Origin of the sequence: Paenibacillus sp. MER TA 81-3, from assembly GCF_023713585.1 — a bacterium.
GTDB classification, from domain to species: domain Bacteria; phylum Bacillota; class Bacilli; order Paenibacillales; family Paenibacillaceae; genus Paenibacillus_B; species Paenibacillus_B profundus.
The window spans coordinates 162,137-179,548 of sequence record NZ_JAMAWB010000002.1 but is presented as its reverse complement, the minus strand read 5'-3'; the positions used below and the strand labels follow the sequence as shown (position 1 = coordinate 179,548).

Genomic DNA, 17,412 nt, shown 5'->3' with positions numbered 1-17,412 from the left:
ATGTCTTATCAAGGCACAAAAATGAATCCGTCCAAGTTTCACCGCAGTCAGCTGAAGTTTTATGCCATCCTTATTCCATTGGCGTTCTTTATGATGCTGCCGATTATGTTTATTATTTTTCATGCCTTTAAGCCGATTGATGAGCTGTTTGCATTCCCGCCGCGCTTTATTGTACAGAAGCCGACGCTTGATAACTTCAGGGAGTTGTTCTTTACGACGTCGACATCTGGCATTCCGTTCAGCCGGTTCATATTCAACAGCTTGCTGGTCACCTTATCGGTCATGTTCTTTTCGGTATTCATAAGCTCACTGGCAGCTTATGCCATGTCGAAGATGAAGTTCAAGCTGCGCAAGGCGCTGTTCGAGGTCAACACGCTTGCCTTGATGTTCGTGCCGATCGCGGTGCAAATTCCGCGTTATTTAGTCGTCGTGCAAACGGGCATTCTGGATACGTATTTTGCTCATATTTTGCCCTTGCTTGCGATGCCGATCGGCTTGTTTTTGCTTAAGCAGTTCATCGATCAGGTGCCTGACGAGCTCAAAGAAGCCGCCGTCATCGATGGGGCGAGCGAATTTACGGTATTCCGCAAGGTCATCGTGCGCGTTATTATGCCGGCGCTAGCTACCGTTGCGATTTTAGCTTTCCAGGCCGTGTGGAACAACCTTGAGACTTCGAACTATTATGTCAACGATGAAGGCTTGAAGACGATGTCCTTCTTCATGAGCTCGATTGCGTCACAATCCGGCAACACGGTCGCGGGTCAAGGGATGTCCGCTGCCGCTTCCCTAATTATGTTCGTTCCGAACCTGATCATTTTTATATTGCTGCAAAGTAAAGTCATGAACACGATGGCGCATTCAGGTCTGAAATAGAGGAGACTACCATGAGAAACGTTTACGGCAAAATGCTGCTGCTTGTTCTCGTCGTCTTTCTATGGTTTGACTCCTCATCCGCAGTATTGGCTGAGGCGCCATACAAGACATATACGGAAGACCATAACAGGCAGTTTGTTCGAACCCAGGACGCTTATTATCCAGCGGGATCGATTGAAAAGGTGGGGGAATTGGAGTTTTCCGGTCCTTCCGACCTCTATATTGACGCTCACAACCGGATTTATGTCGCGGATACGAACAACCACCGCATCGTCGTGACCGATGAAGCAGGCCGCTTGATCCGGACGGTCGGCGAGGATGTGCTGCAGTCCCCGACCGGTGTGTTTGTCGATGCTCAAGGCTTTGTCTATGCAGCCGATGGCGGGCTTGGCCAAGTCGTAAAGTTTGGCGAGGACGGAAGTGTGAACCACACGTACGAGCGCCCGGAATCTCCTCTGTTCGGCAAGAACAATCCGTTCAAGCCGTTGAAGGTGGCGGTCGATAAGCGCGGCAACGTATACATCATCAGCGAGGGAACGACGAACGGAGTCGTTCAGATGAGCTCGCGCGGCGACTTCCTTGGTTATTTCGGAAGCAACGAATCGCAATCAAGCCTGCGCATTATGTTGGAGCGGTTCTTCTTCACCGATGCGCAGCGGGCGAAGCTGTTCAAAAACGTGCCGCCTTCTCCGACCAACATCGCGATTGATAAGAAGGGATTAATCTATACGATTACCCAAGGGGATGAGGGCAAGTCGGTTAAGCGCTTCAACATTTCCGGCTTCAATCTGCTGCCTGTGGATATGACCTTTGATCCGTATTACACGGATGTGTACCTTTCCAGGAGCGGCAACATTTATACACTCAGCCAAACAGGCATCATTTTTGAATTCGATACAGAAGGCAATCTGTTGTTCTCGTTCGGCGCTCCCGATGACGGGAAATCACGCATCGGCTTGTTCCTGAACGCTGCGGGCATCGCCGTCGATACCCGAGAACATATTTATGTGCTCGATAAAGAGCGCAACAACATTCAAATTTTCGAGCCGACAGAATTCACCGGTCTGGTCCATCACGCACTAGAGCTGTATAAGGAAGGGCATTACGTCGAGAGCCGGGAGCCATGGAGCCAGGTGCTGAGAAGAAACAACCTGTTCGATTTGGCGCACAAAGGTTTGGCCGACGCCTATTACAAGCAGCAATTGTATGCGGAATCGATTGAGGAATATGTAATCGCGAACGATAAGGAAGGGTATTCGAACGCCTTTTGGGAAATACGCAACCGCTGGCTGCAGAACAACCTGATTGTTGTCATTTACCTGGTGCTCGCCTGGCTCCTGTTGCGAGTGCTGCTGCGCTGGGTGCAGCGTAAAACGCGCGTCTTCGATCCGGTGCTTCGCATCAAAAGAAACATGATGTCTATCGCGTTTATCCGCGAGGTGCTATTCCTATTCCGGTTCATCAAAAATCCGTTCGACGGATTCTATGGCATCAAGGAAGAGCAGAAGGTGTCGCTATGGTCTGCAACGTTTTTGTATGTGCTCTTTTTTGTGGAATATGTGTTTGCACTGTATGAAACGGGGTTCATTTTCAACAATATGGAGCCTTCCAATCTCATTCTAATGAGGGAGATCGCCAAAGTATTCGCGCCGTTCGCGCTGTGGATTATTTCCAATTACTTGGTCAGTACGATTAGTGAAGGGGAAGGCAAGTTTTCAGAAGTGTACAAAGGGACCATTTATGCAATGGCGCCATACTTGGTGTTCAGTCCGATTATCGTGATTGTCTCTAATGTGCTGACATTCAATGACGCATTTTTGTACAGCTTCTCCAGTAATATTGTCATCGTATGGTGCGTGGTTCTGATGTTCATCAAGGTGAAGGAAATTCATGATTACACAGTTGGCGGAACGATTCGCAATATATTGATTACACTGTTCGGCATGCTGATTCTGAGTCTAGTGCTGTTCATTGTTTATGTGCTGTTGGATCAGGTGTTCGACTTTGTATACTCTGTCATACGGGAGCTGATGGTACGTGCGGAACTCTAACTGGATAAGGACTCTCGTAACAACTGGCATCGTATTGATAGCCGCAATTGTATTCTATTTTGTCTTTTTGAATAACGGGCCTGCCCATAAGGACATGGGAGCCAGCTCGACTGCCGAGCTGCAGGCGGCTTTTCCCGATCATGCCAAGCCCGGAGCGCCGCTGTCATCCGAATACCGCAAGGTAGCGGAGAGTGACCGGCTTGTGCTGCGGCTCAAGGAAGCCAGCTTGTCGATTCAAGTGGTGGACAAACGTTCGGGCTATACGTGGTCTTCCGAGATAACGGATACGGAAGCGAACGAATCGTGGAAAAACTTCATGGCGTCCGGCTTGTCACTCGACTATTTCGAGCAGGAAAAACCGAATTCGACCCGGACGGATTATGTATCCCAGGCCAATAAATCGGTTGTGTTCGAGCCGATTGAGAACGGGTTTAAAGCCATCATCCGTCTGAATGATCTCAAGCTTGGATTGGATCTTCACGTCAAGCTGGAAGACGACCAATTGGTCGTCCATATTCCCCAGCACAGCATTGTCGAGGGGGAGAAGGTGAAGCTGGGGTCTGTGTACGTCTATCCGTTTCTTGGGGCGACCAAAGCCGGTGAAATAGACGGATATATGTTCATTCCCGACGGCTCCGGAGCGTTGATTCGTCTTGCGGACAACAAGGGGAAATTCAAAATCCCGTATGAAGCCAGAATTTACGGCATGAATGAAGGAATCGAGACCTCGAAGCGTGATATGTATACGAATCCGCCGCATGCCGTTCAGTATCCGGTATTCGGCATCGTGCACGGGGAAGGCGGCAATGGGCTGTTTGGCATTGTGGAGAATGGCCAATATAACGCCAAAATCTTGGCATATCCGAACGGTGTGAATACACCGTATAACTGGACGACGGCGCAGTTTCTGTCCCGTGAATCTTATCTGCAAATGACGAGTCGTACGCTGGGGGGCATCGTTGTCTTCGAGAAAGAACGCAATCCAGAGGATATGCAAATTCGATATAAGTTCTTGAACGGTCAGGATGCAAGCTATGTCGGCATGGCCAAGACGTATCAAAGCTACTTGGCTGACAAGGGCGTGCTTAAGAAGATGGAAGGCGGCAGCGATGCGGCGATACCGGTGCAGGTGGATGTGCTGGGCGCCGAAACGGAAAATGGGATGTTCGCACAGCGTCTCATTCCGGTGACGACCGCCGCGCAGCTGGAAGCGATGCTCGCCGATATGAAGCAGAATGGGATTAGAAATGTGAACGTTGTGTATAAAGGCTGGAACGAAGGCGGGCTGTCTGGCACAAGTCCGGCACCCGTAAAATACGAGGCGGCGCTCGGCTCCGCGGATGACTTTGCGCGGCTGGCGGCAGCGGTATCGCAGCAAGGCGGACAGCTTCATCTGTATAGCGATTTTACAGCCGCATATGAAGGCTCTGCACGATTTTCCGCCCAATCCGATGCAGCCAAGAAAATCGATAAGTCCATTATCACGTTGCCGACTTACCAAAAAGTATACGATACGATGTATTACTTGTCTGCGGATAGCACAAGGAATATCGTGCAGCAAAATAAGAAGCAATACGCTGATCTGAACGTGTCGGGAGCAGCGGTTGACACGACCGGATCCGTGCTGTTCTCCGAATCGGTAGACGGCAAGCCGTCAGCCCGCAGGAATACGGCGGACACGTATATGGCAGCCATGAAGGGGCTCGCGGAAACGGTGCCTTCGGTGCTGATGTATTCACCGAACGATTACATGCTTCCTTATGCCGATCAAGTGCTGGAAGTTCCGATGGACTCTTCGCAGTACATTTATGTCAGCGAGGTAGTGCCATTCGTGCAGATGGTGCTGAAGGGCTACAAGGATTATTATGCGCCTTACACCAACTTTTTTGCCAATCCGCAGACCAGTCTGCTGCGCATGATCGAAACGGCATCGTACCCGTCCTATTACTTGACGCACGAGTCTTCTTACAAGCTCAAGTTTACGGATTCGAACGATGTCTATACGTCTGCGTATGCAGATTGGCGCGAATCGATGGCAGACAGCTACCGTATTCTGAATGAAGCGCTGCAGCCGGTACGTTACGCTGCAATCGAGAACAGGGCACGTCTCGCTGCCGATGTTGTGCAAGTAACATACGACAATGGAATCGCCATTATCATCAATTATGCGAACCGTGACTTCCAGGGGGAAGACATTACCGTACCGGCGAACGGCTTCCAAGTAATCGAGGTGAACCGCTGATGGCCCGGATTAGACTGACGAACAAGCGCAGAAAGGCGCTTATCGGATTGACGTTCGTCTCGCCATGGATCGTTGGATTTCTCATATTCACCATGTACCCTATGCTTCACTCGATGTTTCTCAGCTTTCATCGGGTGAAGATTACGCCAACGGGGATCAAGACGACGTATGTCGGCTTTGAAAACTATAAGTATGCGTTCTTCTCGGATCCGGCATTTGTAGAGAAGGTGCTCAAGTATCTTCAGGAAATGGCGCTCAATGTGCCGATTATCGTCGTGTTTTCCTTGATTATCGCATTGCTTATCAATCAAAAAATTAAATTCCGCGGATTGTTCCGGACGATTTTTTTCCTGCCGGTCATCATCACGAGCGGACCGGTCATCAACGAGCTGCTTAACCAGGGTGCCACCTCCATTCCGAATATTGAGCAGTATGGCCTGTTCACGATGATCGAGAACAGTCTGAATCCGGTTATCGCCGAGCCCATTATGTATTTGTTCAAGCAGATCATTATGGTGCTATGGTTCTCCGGCGTACAAATTCTCATTTTTTTGGCTGGTCTACAAAAGGTGGATCAATCCATCTATGAGGCGGCCCGCATTGACGGCGCATCTTCATGGGAAATATTTTGGAAGGTAACGCTGCCTGATCTGATGCCGCTCGTCATCGTCAACGTCATCTATACCATCGTTTACGTATCGACGTTCGCTTTGAATGAGATCATCATCTTGATCAAAAATAACATGTTCAGTACGATTACCGGCTTTGGTTACGCTACTGCGGTAGCGTGGGTCTATTTCATCATTATCATGCTCATGCTCGCGATCTGGACCGGATTGCTCAACATGAAGAAACGATAAGGAGGGGAGCGCCATGTGGAAAAATCGATCGATCAACACGGCGAACAAATTCCGCAAGCGGTTGTTCGGCATGGGAGAAAACGATGGCTTTGTGTTCAAGGCGGTGGTGTATCTCCTTCTCATCGGAATCGGCTTCGTATACTTGTATCCGATGCTGTTTATGCTGGTCAACAGCTTCATGAGCTTGGATGATTTGGTGAACTCGATGGTAAAATGGATCCCTTCGACGCTGTATTTCGAAAACTATGCGAAAGCGTTGAAGGTGCTAGATTACAAAACAACGCTGCTGCAGACACTTTTGGTCGCAGGAATGCCTGCGCTGCTGCAAACCGTAGCGGCTGCTATCATCGGATACGGCTTCGCCCGCTTTGACTTTCCGCTCAAGAAGCTGCTGTTCGGATTGATGCTGGCAACCTTCGTCATCCCGACGCAGATTACGATGATGCCGACCTACCTGCTGTTCAAGAAATACGAGCTGCTCGGTTCATTGGAAACGTTCATCTATCCGGCCATACTCGGGCAGGGCTTGAAGAGCGCTTTATTCATTCTTATTTTTTATCAATTTTTTAAACGCATACCGGCAGTGTTGGAGGAAGCGGCGGAGATCGATGGGGCGGGCAGCTTGAAAATTTTTTACCGCATCGCTATACCGATGGCTGTCCCTTCGATTATTATCGTGTTTTTGTTCTCATTCGTCTGGTACTGGAATGAAACGTATTTAGCCGGACTTTATTTCGGCAATGAGCTGACGATTTTGCCGCTGGAGCTGCAGCGATTCGCCGACAGCTACAACAAGGTATATCCGCCGGGCAGCCCGGGCAACCAACTGAATGAAGCGATCAATCTGGCCGGTACGATGCTGACGATAGCTCCGCTGCTCATCCTATACTTCGTGCTGCAGCGTTGGTTTGTGGAGGGCGTTGACCGCTCCGGAATTACGGGCGAGTGAGTGGTTAAGTGGTGACTTCGATAATGGGGGCGATACATATATGGGGAAGCAAGCAAACGTTCCGCAGGAGAAGCGCGGTTGGAAGCTCGTGTGGAACGACGAGTTTGAAGGGGCAGACATCGACATGACAAAGTGGCAGCATCAAGTCGGCGGCTGGGGCTTCGGCAATAATGAGGACCAATATTATACGAGTGATGCGGCCAACGCGTATCTCAATAACGGCAAGCTCGTAATTAAGGCAATGAAGCAGGAGTATGGGGGCAAGCCGTATACGTCCGCCAAGCTGGTCACGCGGGGCAAAGCGGATTGGACCTATGGAAGATTCGAAATCCGCGCCAAGCTGCCGCGCGGGAAAGGAATGTGGCCCGCCATATGGATGATGCCGACGGATATGAAGAAGTACGGGGGCTGGCCGAGCTGTGGTGAAATCGACATTATGGAATATCTCGGTCACGAGCCAAGCACAGTGCACGGTACGTTGCATGTAGGGAATCCGCACATCTATAGGGGCGGACATATGGAATTGGAGGAGGCGACGTTCGCAGACGAGTTCCATCTGTTTGCGCTCGAATGGACTCCGACGGATATGAGATGGTATGTCGATAACGAGGAGTACTACCGGACATCGACATGGTTTACACGCAACAATGAGGACGCTGACAATGAGCCTTTCCCGGCGCCGTTCGACCGTGCGTTCTATTTACAGCTTAACTTGGCCGTCGGCGGGAATTGGCCGGGCTATCCAGATGACACGACGGTGTTTCCACAGACGTTCGAGATCGATTATGTTCGCGTCTATCAGCCTGATAACGGACGCTACGAGGGAAACAACGGTTCGTGATTACATTATACCAATTGGAGGAGTAGACAATGAATCGTCTTATGACGCAGCCAGATGCGGCGAGCATGATTCAAACGACGATGGAATTGCGTACCGTTGACGGGATATGCGTCCCTTTTCAGAGCGGCATTCCCGTACCGTCATTTGATGCGCAGGAGCGTTTGACACTCGATTTGAAGGGAATATGGAAAAAGGAGCGCTTTGCGGCCGACCATGATTTTTCGCTGTCGCCGCGTGACGAGCGCTGGTTCGAACGCTTGCGCGCAGAAGCCGCTGGCCGCACCGGCGTGGAGTTCGACGATGCGAACTGGGATACACGCAAGCTGCCGTTGCCAGAGAACGATATACAAGGGAAAGAGGAAGCGAACTCTAGCGAAACGTATGAAGATGGAGTGTGGTACCGCCGCACGTTCGTGTTGGGAACGGAATGGGCAAATAAAGCGGTGACGCTGCATGCGTTATCGATCAGCTATATTGCGGATATATGGGTGAACGGACATTGGGTTGGTTATCATGAGGGCGGATTTACGCCATTCGCATTGGATTTGAGTTCCTATGTGAAGGCAGGCGAGGTAAATACGATTGCGCTGCGGATTGATAATCCCCCATGGGGCAGCCGGGTGGATATCATTCCTGCAACGCCAGGAACGGACTTTTTTAACTATACCGGTATCATTCATGATCTGTATATAAGCGGATCTTCCTGTTGTCATATAGCACGAGTGGATGCAGTTCCACTGGATGAAGAGGGAAGTGTTAGGTTTACTGTCGTCTTGGAAAATCGTGGCTCACTTCCCGTGAAATCGCAAGTGGAAGGGCAGATTTTCGATGCGGATGGGGAATGTGCCGCGTTCCTGAATTCACCGCGCGCTGCGGATATTAAGGGCAACCAGGCGGCTTGGGACGGCAATTTATCGTGGACGGCAACGCTGGCGCCATATGAGACTCGAGCGGTTGAGATGGTAGTGCGTATACGCGAGCCGCGGCTATGGGCCTTTTGGAAGCCGGATCTGTACGTGGCAGAGTTCAGCGTTACGATGGCGGACACCGCGGATGAAGCGGATCGCTTCGCCACACAATTCGGTCTGCGTACCGTGACGACCGAAGGAACCCGTCTCTTGTTGAACGGTCGCCCCGTGTTTCTGGCTGGCATCGCGCGCCATGAGGAGTGGCCAGATACCGGGCGCAGCGCGACATGGGAGCGAATCCGCGATGATCTCGCACATATGCGGCAGTCGATGCACGTTAATTTCGTGAGAACCGGACATTATCCGAACCATGTGTATACGTCGGTGCTGACGGACCGGCTCGGTCTGGCGACCATCAGTGAAATTCCGCTATGGCAATTCAAGCGCGAGCATTACGAGGCGCAGGAGCAGAAGCGGCTGTGCGATCAAATGTGGAGAGAAATGATCTTCTCCCAATATAATCGCCCTTCGATTCTCATGTGGAGCACGCAAAATGAATCCGTCGAGGTGGAGCTGCGCACCAAGTATAACATACGTGTCGTGCAAGACTTGAGGGAGCATTACGCCGATGGGCGTCTGACGACGCAGAGCGCAGCCGCAGATCAGCCGGGCGCGCATGACCCTTCGATGGAGCCGCTCGATGTGGCGGGATGGACGATGTACTTCGGCATTTTCCACGGCAGCACGTATTATGAGGGTACGCGCGATTTCCTGCAGAAGGTGCAGGAGCTGTGGCCGAACAAGCCGGTATGGAATACCGAATTCGGTCATTGGTCCTCCGAACGGGATACGATGGCGGCCGAGCAGGTGAAGACGTACAAGGAGACATTCCAGGCTTTGGTGGAGCGGGCGGTCATATCGTCCGACGGCGAGGCGGAATGGAACGCGGACGGCTTCCTGGTAGGGATCGACTTCTGGATTATGTATGATTGGTTCGTGAACCATAACAATTGGATCGATACGTTCGGTATTTTTCATATGGACCGCAAGACGATGAAGCCCGTCGGGGATCTGCTGCGGCAAGATTATGAACGGTTGACCGCATTTGAAGGCGGATTTATCAAGCAGCCTTAAGAGGGTTTGCGGTGTCTAGAGTAAGAAGAGTGTCTGAGTCCCCGTCCTATTACTAGGAGGGGACTATTTTACGCTTCGCTTTGCAACCAGCTGTCACAAGGGCAGGCTCATCGTAATGTTCCGTATTGCAAACCCCATTTTTTCATAGAGTTGTATGGCATGATTGCCTGCGAAGGCGCTTAGGCGAACTTCAGGATAGCCTTCAAGCTTCAACTCATCTATGGCACTTTTCATTAACCGCTTGGAAATTCCTTGACCTCGGTATGGCTGCAACACATATAACTCATAGATAAAGCCAGTCGCGCTATCGGTGAATTGGTCTTTGCTTGCTCCAATTAAAATCCAGCCCTTCAACTGTTCATCCTCAGTCGCTATTAAGTAATAACCGCCCTTTTCCAAGATTGGATCTACTAGTTTTTTTATTTTTTCATGAGACGGTTTTGCTCTGCCTAGCGTGCCCTCGAATAAGGCTTGCGGAGTAAGCGTCATAATTTGTTCGAATTCCATCATGTTTGGTTTTTTGATTTCTATCATTCAGCGTTCACTCCTTTCGTTTTTGGGATGATAGAGGAACATGAGTTCTGGAAATAAAGATGTCTGACTTGAAACTTTCTTGCTAGCCAAAGTCTTATTAGTATAACAGAATCCGACTTCAGATATTATCTGTGAGGCTGAAGCCTGGCGGTTTTTGTTTTGACAAATTGGCGTAACATAGCAAATCTATGATTTATATAAGGATTGTTATATTGTCTTTTCAATATTGTGAAGAACACGTTTTTTATAATACTCCCATTGGTCTTAAAAAAGTATATTTGCATGGTTTTATATTGTGATGTATATCATAGCCATATCCTTGATTGATCCATAAACTAAAAAGCAAGCAAGTACTTGCTTGACGAATTGGGAGGAGGATATTCGTGAAACAGACTAGCAGAGAAAAAATGATGTCGGCTGCATTGGAAAATATGGCGGTGCATGGATTCAAGGGCACAACCACCAAGTGTATCGCCCGGCAAGCAGCTATTAATGAAGCGACCATATTTAAGCATTTCAAAGGCAAAGATGATTTGATTCATGAAGCTCTTGAACAACAGATGATCATGATGAAAACAAAGATCGATACCTTTTTCCATGCCGATCATGAAAACATTCGTGAACTGCTGCTAGCGAAGATTCAATTTATAAATGATATTTATGAAAGTCATAAAGATTTCTTTTTAGTCACCATTAAAGAAATGGGCAGCAAAGAGCTGGAATTTATGTATCCCTCGATATTTGAATATATTACCGAGGAGCTTGAAAAAGAGATTGCAACCATAGCTGATGATTCCATCACCGAGGATGAAATCAGAGGCATCGCGATGATCGCGAACAGTGTGCTGCTGACCATTATTCTTGAAAAAGTGAAAGCGGAGTGTTATGGACACCCTGTTAGACTGGACATGAAAAAGGAATTACTCGTTGAAATGTTGATTCGACTCTGGGGAAGTTAGTATAAGAAATACGAAAAAAAGAGAGGTGCATGCAATGAAATGGATGGAGAAGAAAATGGAAGACATCTTTAAGACGCTTCAAACGAATAGAGAAAAAGGCTTAAGCAGTAAGCAAGCAACGGAGATGCTTCAACAAAAAGGATACAATGAGTTTGAAGAAGAGAAGAAAGAGAGCATATGGGCGAAGCTATTGCATCAGTTATCAGAGGTTACGACGTTAATCCTGATCGCAGCGGCCATCATTTCCACTTATCTTGCGGTGACGGCGGGGCATGACTATGCAGAGCCTATCGTTATCATCGCCATCGTTGTATTGAATGCGGTGCTTGGCATCCGTCAGGAGCTTAGTGCGGAAAAGGCTTTAGATGCTCTTAAAAATATGAATACTCCTGTGGCAAAGGTTGTGCGTGATGGAATATTGCAGCCAATCAATGCTAAAGAGCTCGTACCTGGTGATATTATCGTGGTCGAAGCTGGAGATATGGTTCCAGCCGATGCCCGTATTATAGAGAGTTCCAACTTGCTTGTTGAGGAATCTGCCTTGACGGGTGAGAGCGTTCCATCGGAGAAAAATGCAAATGCAGAGGTGAAAGAATCCGCTCCTCTCGGAGATCGAGTGAATATGCTCTTCTCTGGCTGCTTGGTCACCAATGGACGTGGCAGAGCGGTTGTCGTAGCAACCGGGATGGAGACAGAGATGGGTAAGATCGCTTCCCTTCTCAACAATACGAAGAAGAGCAAGACTCCACTTCAGAATCGTCTTATGGAGCTTGGGAAGAAGCTAAGCGTCGTTGCTGTGATATCCGGTGCGATTGTCTTCACGATTGGTCTCATGCATGGCGAGACGATGATGGAAATGTTGATGACGGCTGTATCCTTAGCGGTAGCTGCCGTACCGGAGACGTTGCCTGTTATCGTAACGATCACCCTTGCATTTGGCATTCAGAATATGGTGAAGAAAAATGCAATCATTCGCCGCATTCCAGCCGTAGAGGCACTTGGCAGCGCGTCGGTTATCTGTTCAGATAAGACGGGAACGCTGACACAGAATCAGATGACGATTAAACAGATCTGGGCTGTATCTCATGAGCCGAAGGAAGACATTGCCGTATTTAATGACATAGAGATCGAGCTTGTAACATTATTCAGCCTCGCAAGTAATGCATCCATTGAAGTAAAGGATGGCGAAGAAACGATTATCGGTGATCCAACCGAGTCCGCGATTATTCGTTTGATGCAGAATAAAGGGATGACAAAATCAGAGCTTGAAGCGAAGTATCCGCGTGTACATGAGCTTCCATTTGATTCTTCACGGAAGCTGATGACGACGGTACACCGTACAGCAGACGGCTACATCTCTATCACCAAGGGTGCATTCGACCGTATTCCGTTGGATCCGAATGCAGCATGCACGAATCAGCACCAAGCACAGGCGAATCAAGTTCACGATCAATTCGCAGAGCAAGCCCTCCGCGTGCTTGCGCTGGGATACAAGCACTATGATGAGCTGCCTGAGAAGCTGGACGCAGAAGAGTTGGAGCAGGGTCTTCGCTTTGCTGGTCTCGTAGGGATGATTGATCCGCCGCGTCCGGAGAGTAAGGCTGCGGTACAAGCCGCGAAGGATGCAGGGATTAAGACGGTCATGATAACAGGAGACCATATGGCAACGGCGTCGGCTATTGCCCGTGAGATTGGCATTCTGGAAGAGGGCGACCTCGCGATATCCGGTGCGGAGCTTGAGCGCATGTCGGATGAGGAGCTCACGCGTAAGGTTAAAGATATTGCAGTATACGGTCGTGTATCTCCAGAAGATAAGATTCGTATCGTACAAGCTTGGCAGGCTAATGAAGCTGTGGTAGCGATGACAGGCGACGGGGTCAATGATGCTCCTGCCTTGAAGGCTGCAGATGTCGGGACGGCAATGGGAATCACCGGTACAGATGTAGCGAAGAGCGCTTCGGACATGGTATTGACCGATGACAACTTCGCAACGATTGTCGATGCCGTTGGTGAAGGAAGACGTGTATACGAAAATATTCGCAAGACGATCTACTTTTTGCTAAGCTGTAACTTCTCTGAGATCATGATCATGATAATTGCTATTATGCTAGGTTGGGGAGCACCGGTAATCGCTATTCAATTGCTCTTGATTAACGTCGTAGCTGATGGTATCCCAGGCTTCTGCTTGAGCCGCGAGAAGATGGAGCCTGATACAATGCGCCAGAAGCCAATAGCGAAGAATGCAGGCATATTCTCGAATGGTTTAGGCAAGAAGATTGCCCTTCAAGCAACGATTTACACGATCCTGACGTTAGTTGGCTTCTATGTAGGAAACTTTGTGCAAATCTCTGATCAAGTTGGACCGTCATATGAAGTAGGGCAGACGATGGCATTTGTCATCTTGGGCTGGTCCTCTGTCGTTCATATCTTCAATGTGCGAAGCAACACTTTGTCGATCTTCACAATCGGGTTCATGTCCAATCGTCCATTGTTCTGGTGTGCGATGTTGTCACTAGCTATCGTGTTTGGTGTAGCGGTTATCCCAGCGTTGATGGACATCTTCCATCTCGTACCGCTTAGCTTGACACACTGGGCACTGATTACGGTTCTGTCCATCTTCCCGCTTATCGCTGTCGAACTTATGAAGCTAAGAAAGCGTGCGCAGCTAAGAGCACAATGACAACGATCTAACCCATTCAATAGTAAAACCAGAACGGATGGGTCACAAATGTTGGAGTTATACTGATCATAATCTCAGTTATTCCATGTGAATAATTATATTAATAGCCGTCTCTTGAATCGAACATTCGGGAGACGGTTTTTTATGTGCTGCGAATTTATAGAAATGAAAATGGTTCCCTTTCATAATGAGTGTATAAGAATAGACAAATCATTGATTCCCGTCAAATCTTTGTCATTCTGCAGAAGGAGTAGTGATCTCCAAATGAAACGGAAATTTGGACTGAGGTTCTTTAAGCCAACAGAAAGTTATTCAGGCAACTGGTCGATTCTCGAGGAAAAGGATCGTACATGGGAGGACATGTATCGCGGGCGTTGGTCGCACGATAAAGTCGTACGTACTACGCACGGCGTCAATTGTACGGGATCCTGCAGTTGGAAGGTATTTGTGAAGAACGGAATTATTACATGGGAAAATCAGCAGATCGATTATCCATCATGCGGTCCGGATATGCCTGAATTTGAACCGCGCGGCACACATTATTTTCGTAGAGGGAATTAAGGAAGCGCTGGAGCCCAAAGTGGTCATTGTACGCACGAAGGGGAAATGGGATTGGTTGCAGAAAGTATCGAATATCATTCAATACTTGTCTTGGCATATAAGGATGCGGATATCAATCGGGACGAAGATATAACGGTGCTGGGCAATCAGGATGAAGCTTGTATAGATGAATGGATGTTAGACTATTTAGAAGGTGAGCGTTAAATGAAGCAATACGAGATTATCGACGGCCCCCTGAATGTTGAGCATGTTATGGAATTTGTACTGCATCCAGGTGCAGGCGCTGTGACGACGTTCACGGGTCGTGTACGAGAGTGGACACATGGTGTGAGAACGTTATACTTGGCTTATGAGGCCTATGTGCCGATGGCGGAAAAGAAACGAGCGAGGTCAATACAGTATAATGAGATTATTGGCACAAGTTGATGTGTGCTGGGTTCAGGGAAGCAAGTTAACCGTGAACTCCGGCCATGTGTTTCAAAATATGAATACGCCGGAATAGTATAAAGAGAGAGGGAGGCTGTAATATGACCATAGAACCAATGCGTGATCAGTTGCGCCGACCGATACGCGATTTGCGCATTTCAGTCACCGATCGCTGCAATTTTCGCTGCACATATTGCATGCCGAAGGAAATTTTCGGTTATGACTTTATGTTCTTACCGAAAAATGAACTGCTGACCTTTGAAGAGATCTGCCGTGTGGCACAACTATTCGCTTCTCTCGGTGTGAAGAAGATTCGTTTAACTGGCGGCGAACCCTTATTGCGAAGCGATTTACCGGTATTAGTGGAGATGCTTGTTCATATTGACGGGATCGAGGATATCGGATTGACCACCAACGGTCTTCTCCTGAAGCAGTACGCCCAGCAATTATATGATAAAGGTCTGCGCAGATTGAACATTAGCTTGGATGCGCTGAATCCGGAGCTTTTCGCACATATGAATGGGCGTGAGATTAAACCTGCTGCTATATTGGAAAATATTGAGCATGCGAGAAAAATAGGCTTCAAAATTAAAGTGAACATGGTTGTGCAAAAAGGTGTAAACGAGCAAGAAATCCTGCCTATGGCAGCCTACTTCAAAGAACAGGGAATCACGCTCTGTTTTATTGAATTCATGGATGTAGGGAATGACAATGACTGGAGCTTTGAGCGTGTTGTCACCAAAAAGGAGATTTATGAACGACTGTGCGCTACCTACGAATTGGAACCTTTAGAGCCCCATTACTATGGGGAGGTTGCACAACGATATCGATACACAGACTGTAAAGCCGAGATTGGCTTTATTACCTCCGTATCGGAGTCGTTCTGTTCGACATGTACGCGTGCGCGGTTGTCATCGGAGGGGAAATTTTATACCTGTCTGTTCGCTTCGCAGGGATTTGACTTGCGAGAACTGATTCGCGGAGGTGTGGCGGACCATGAAATCCTTGCCGCTATTCGCGGTTTGTGGGAGAAGCGGAATGACCGCTATTCGGATGAACGTACCGAACAGACGGCGAAACAGCGAAAAAAAATAAACATGTCCTATATTGGCGGGTAGAAGAGGTTGCTGTATGACAAAGAAGGAACAACCGCTCTATATGTTCACACGCAAAGCGGTTGTTCTTATGGAAAATGATTAACTTGCCATAGCTATTATTGAAATAAACGATAGCGTGTTGATGATAATATGTGACGGATTGTAATATGAAGTGCGACACCTAGAAAAAAGAAAGCCCATGTTAGTTTCGTGTAAAATGGAAGTTACCACACCACCATAGATACAGGAGAACCCAACATGAGCTATTCCCATCTTAGCATAATTGATCGTGGACAACTAGAGATATTAAATAGACTAGGTTGGTCTGCAAGAGCCATTGCTCGCCATTTAGGCCGTCACCATTCCACCATCGCTCGTGAGATCAAGCGTGGGTTCGTGAATCAGGCTTACGAAGCGAAGTCCTCCCATCAAGCTAGTCAGGATCGTAGAAGAGAGAGCAAGCCTAGAGGGAAGTCTCTTCGCAACTGGCGGAAGAACTGCAGACAGAGCTGAAACAAACCTGGTCTCCTGAGCAAATTGCAGAGAAACGACGAGAGGACAAAAGAGCCTTCGTATGCTTCAAAACGATCTACCGTTGGATCTACTCTGGATGGCTTGTAGCAGGAGATTTACAGGTGCTTCGGCACAAAGGAAAGCGCCATAAGCCGGTCGAAACACGCGGACGATTTATGGTGGGTACATCCATCAGCAGCGACCAAAGGGGATTCGCAAACGAGAGAGCTTTGGCCACTGGGAGCTCGACACGGTCGTCTCCAGTCGAGGGAAAAGTAAGGCCTGCGTAGCAACTTTCATTGAGCGTAAAACGCGGATGTACGTGGCACTAAAAATACCGGATCGCACGGCGTACCCTATGGAGGTGGCGTGTGGTGTTGTGACAAGCCAGTATCCAAAGGCTGCCTTTCAAAGTGCTACAGTAGATCGAGGCAAAGAATTCGCTTGCTACCATGCCTTGGAGCAGCACCTTGGATTTAAGGTGTACTTCGCTGATCCCTACTCGTCATGGCAACGTGGCGCCAATGAAAATGGTAATGGCCTCTTACGAGAGTTTTTTCCAAAGGGCCATGATTTTGCTACGGTCACGGATGATGAACTGGCTCACGCCATTCGTCTGATTAACCATCGACCTAGGAAGTATCCTAGCTGGAAAGCGGCTCACGAAACCTTCATGGAAGAAGTGTCGCACTTGGCTTGACAATCCGTCAAATGAAAAAAAGGGTATCATACTTGGATTGGCTCTATCTTCATTAGACAAGTGGGGTTCTCAGTATAACAGCTC

Annotated in this window: 12 protein-coding genes and 3 pseudogenes; 14 read left to right on the top strand and 1 reads right to left on the bottom strand. The window is 48.6% G+C overall.

All coding sequences use genetic code 11. From position 1 onward, the window contains the following. The 7 genes from M3650_RS03075 to M3650_RS03045 are packed head-to-tail and all read left to right on the top strand — an operon-like array spanning position 1 to position 9,858. Positions 1–873 (top strand): carbohydrate ABC transporter permease, encoded by an 873-nt coding sequence (locus M3650_RS03075; protein WP_251572271.1) that lies wholly within the window; start codon positions 1–3, stop codon positions 871–873. 11 nt (positions 874–884) lie between these two features. After that, positions 885–2,924: a YIP1 family protein gene (locus M3650_RS03070; protein WP_251572269.1), complete on the top strand. Its 2,040-nt coding sequence runs from the start codon at positions 885–887 to the stop codon at positions 2,922–2,924. Further along, a complete protein-coding gene (locus M3650_RS03065) occupies positions 2,911–5,166 on the top strand; it encodes a DUF5696 domain-containing protein (RefSeq protein WP_251572267.1) in 2,256 nt (751 codons plus the stop codon). Before M3650_RS03070 ends, M3650_RS03065 begins: the two co-directional genes overlap by 14 nt. After that, positions 5,166–6,026, top strand: coding sequence for a carbohydrate ABC transporter permease (locus tag M3650_RS03060; RefSeq protein WP_251572266.1), 861 nt, complete (start codon positions 5,166–5,168; stop codon positions 6,024–6,026). Before M3650_RS03065 ends, M3650_RS03060 begins: the two co-directional genes overlap by 1 nt. A 13-nt stretch (positions 6,027–6,039) precedes the next feature. Next, positions 6,040–6,975, top strand: a complete 936-nt coding sequence (locus M3650_RS03055; RefSeq protein WP_251572264.1) for a carbohydrate ABC transporter permease — start codon at positions 6,040–6,042, stop codon at positions 6,973–6,975. Positions 6,976–7,015: 40 nt separating this feature from the next. Continuing rightward, positions 7,016–7,816 carry a glycoside hydrolase family 16 protein gene (locus M3650_RS03050; RefSeq protein ID WP_251572262.1) on the top strand — a complete coding sequence of 267 codons (801 nt, stop codon included), beginning with the start codon at positions 7,016–7,018 and terminating at the stop codon, positions 7,814–7,816. Between the two features lie 29 nt (positions 7,817–7,845). Further along, the gene (locus M3650_RS03045) at positions 7,846–9,858 is read left to right on the top strand and encodes a glycoside hydrolase family 2 protein (protein WP_251572260.1); all 2,013 of its coding nucleotides are present in this window, start codon (positions 7,846–7,848) and stop codon (positions 9,856–9,858) included. Between the two features lie 93 nt (positions 9,859–9,951). Here the strand turns inward: M3650_RS03045 and M3650_RS03040 are convergent, their stop codons facing one another. After that, positions 9,952–10,389, bottom strand: coding sequence for a GNAT family N-acetyltransferase (locus M3650_RS03040; RefSeq protein ID WP_251572741.1), 438 nt, complete (start codon positions 10,387–10,389; stop codon positions 9,952–9,954). A gap of 386 nt (positions 10,390–10,775) precedes the next feature. On the opposite strand from M3650_RS03040, the gene M3650_RS03035 reads away from it, so the two are divergent. From M3650_RS03035 to M3650_RS03005, 7 genes and pseudogenes are all read left to right on the top strand, one after another. After that, complete coding sequence (locus M3650_RS03035) at positions 10,776–11,351, top strand: TetR/AcrR family transcriptional regulator (protein WP_251572258.1); 576 nt, start codon at positions 10,776–10,778, stop codon at positions 11,349–11,351. A gap of 34 nt (positions 11,352–11,385) precedes the next feature. Next, positions 11,386–14,031 (top strand): cation-translocating P-type ATPase, encoded by a 2,646-nt coding sequence (locus M3650_RS03030; protein ID WP_251572255.1) that lies wholly within the window; start codon positions 11,386–11,388, stop codon positions 14,029–14,031. 264 nt (positions 14,032–14,295) lie between these two features. Then, positions 14,296–14,565: pseudogene (locus tag M3650_RS03025) on the top strand (nitrate reductase Z subunit alpha); the annotation flags it as partial. A 72-nt stretch (positions 14,566–14,637) separates the two neighbouring features. Next, positions 14,638–14,796 carry a hypothetical protein gene (locus M3650_RS03020; RefSeq protein WP_251572253.1) on the top strand — a complete coding sequence of 53 codons (159 nt, stop codon included), beginning with the start codon at positions 14,638–14,640 and terminating at the stop codon, positions 14,794–14,796. Continuing rightward, positions 14,797–14,979 (top strand): annotated as a pseudogene (locus M3650_RS03015) (molybdenum cofactor biosynthesis protein MoaE); the annotation flags it as partial. It lies immediately after the preceding gene. A gap of 140 nt (positions 14,980–15,119) precedes the next feature. Continuing rightward, entirely contained in the window at positions 15,120–16,136 is a 1,017-nt protein-coding gene (gene moaA / locus M3650_RS03010) for a GTP 3',8-cyclase MoaA (protein WP_285848270.1), read from the top strand. A 237-nt stretch (positions 16,137–16,373) separates the two neighbouring features. Continuing rightward, positions 16,374–17,328: pseudogene (locus M3650_RS03005) on the top strand (IS30 family transposase). Positions 17,329–17,412: the final 84 nt, after the last annotated feature.

Bases quoted from the DNA above. Each gene is read 5' to 3' on its own strand.
- M3650_RS03060 (WP_251572266.1), top strand. From the start codon at position 5,166: ATGGCCCGGATTAGACTGACGAACAAGCGCAGAAAGGCGCTTATCGGA.
- M3650_RS03055 (WP_251572264.1), top strand. From the start codon at position 6,040: ATGTGGAAAAATCGATCGATCAACACGGCGAACAAATTCCGCAAGCGG.
- M3650_RS03045 (WP_251572260.1), top strand. From the start codon at position 7,846: ATGAATCGTCTTATGACGCAGCCAGATGCGGCGAGCATGATTCAAACG.
- M3650_RS03075 (WP_251572271.1), top strand. From the start codon at position 1: ATGTCTTATCAAGGCACAAAAATGAATCCGTCCAAGTTTCACCGCAGT.
- M3650_RS03070 (WP_251572269.1), top strand. From the start codon at position 885: ATGAGAAACGTTTACGGCAAAATGCTGCTGCTTGTTCTCGTCGTCTTT.
- M3650_RS03050 (WP_251572262.1), top strand. From the start codon at position 7,016: ATGGGGAAGCAAGCAAACGTTCCGCAGGAGAAGCGCGGTTGGAAGCTC.
- moaA (WP_285848270.1), top strand. From the start codon at position 15,120: ATGACCATAGAACCAATGCGTGATCAGTTGCGCCGACCGATACGCGAT.
- M3650_RS03020 (WP_251572253.1), top strand. From the start codon at position 14,638: ATGGGATTGGTTGCAGAAAGTATCGAATATCATTCAATACTTGTCTTG.
- M3650_RS03030 (WP_251572255.1), top strand. From the start codon at position 11,386: ATGAAATGGATGGAGAAGAAAATGGAAGACATCTTTAAGACGCTTCAA.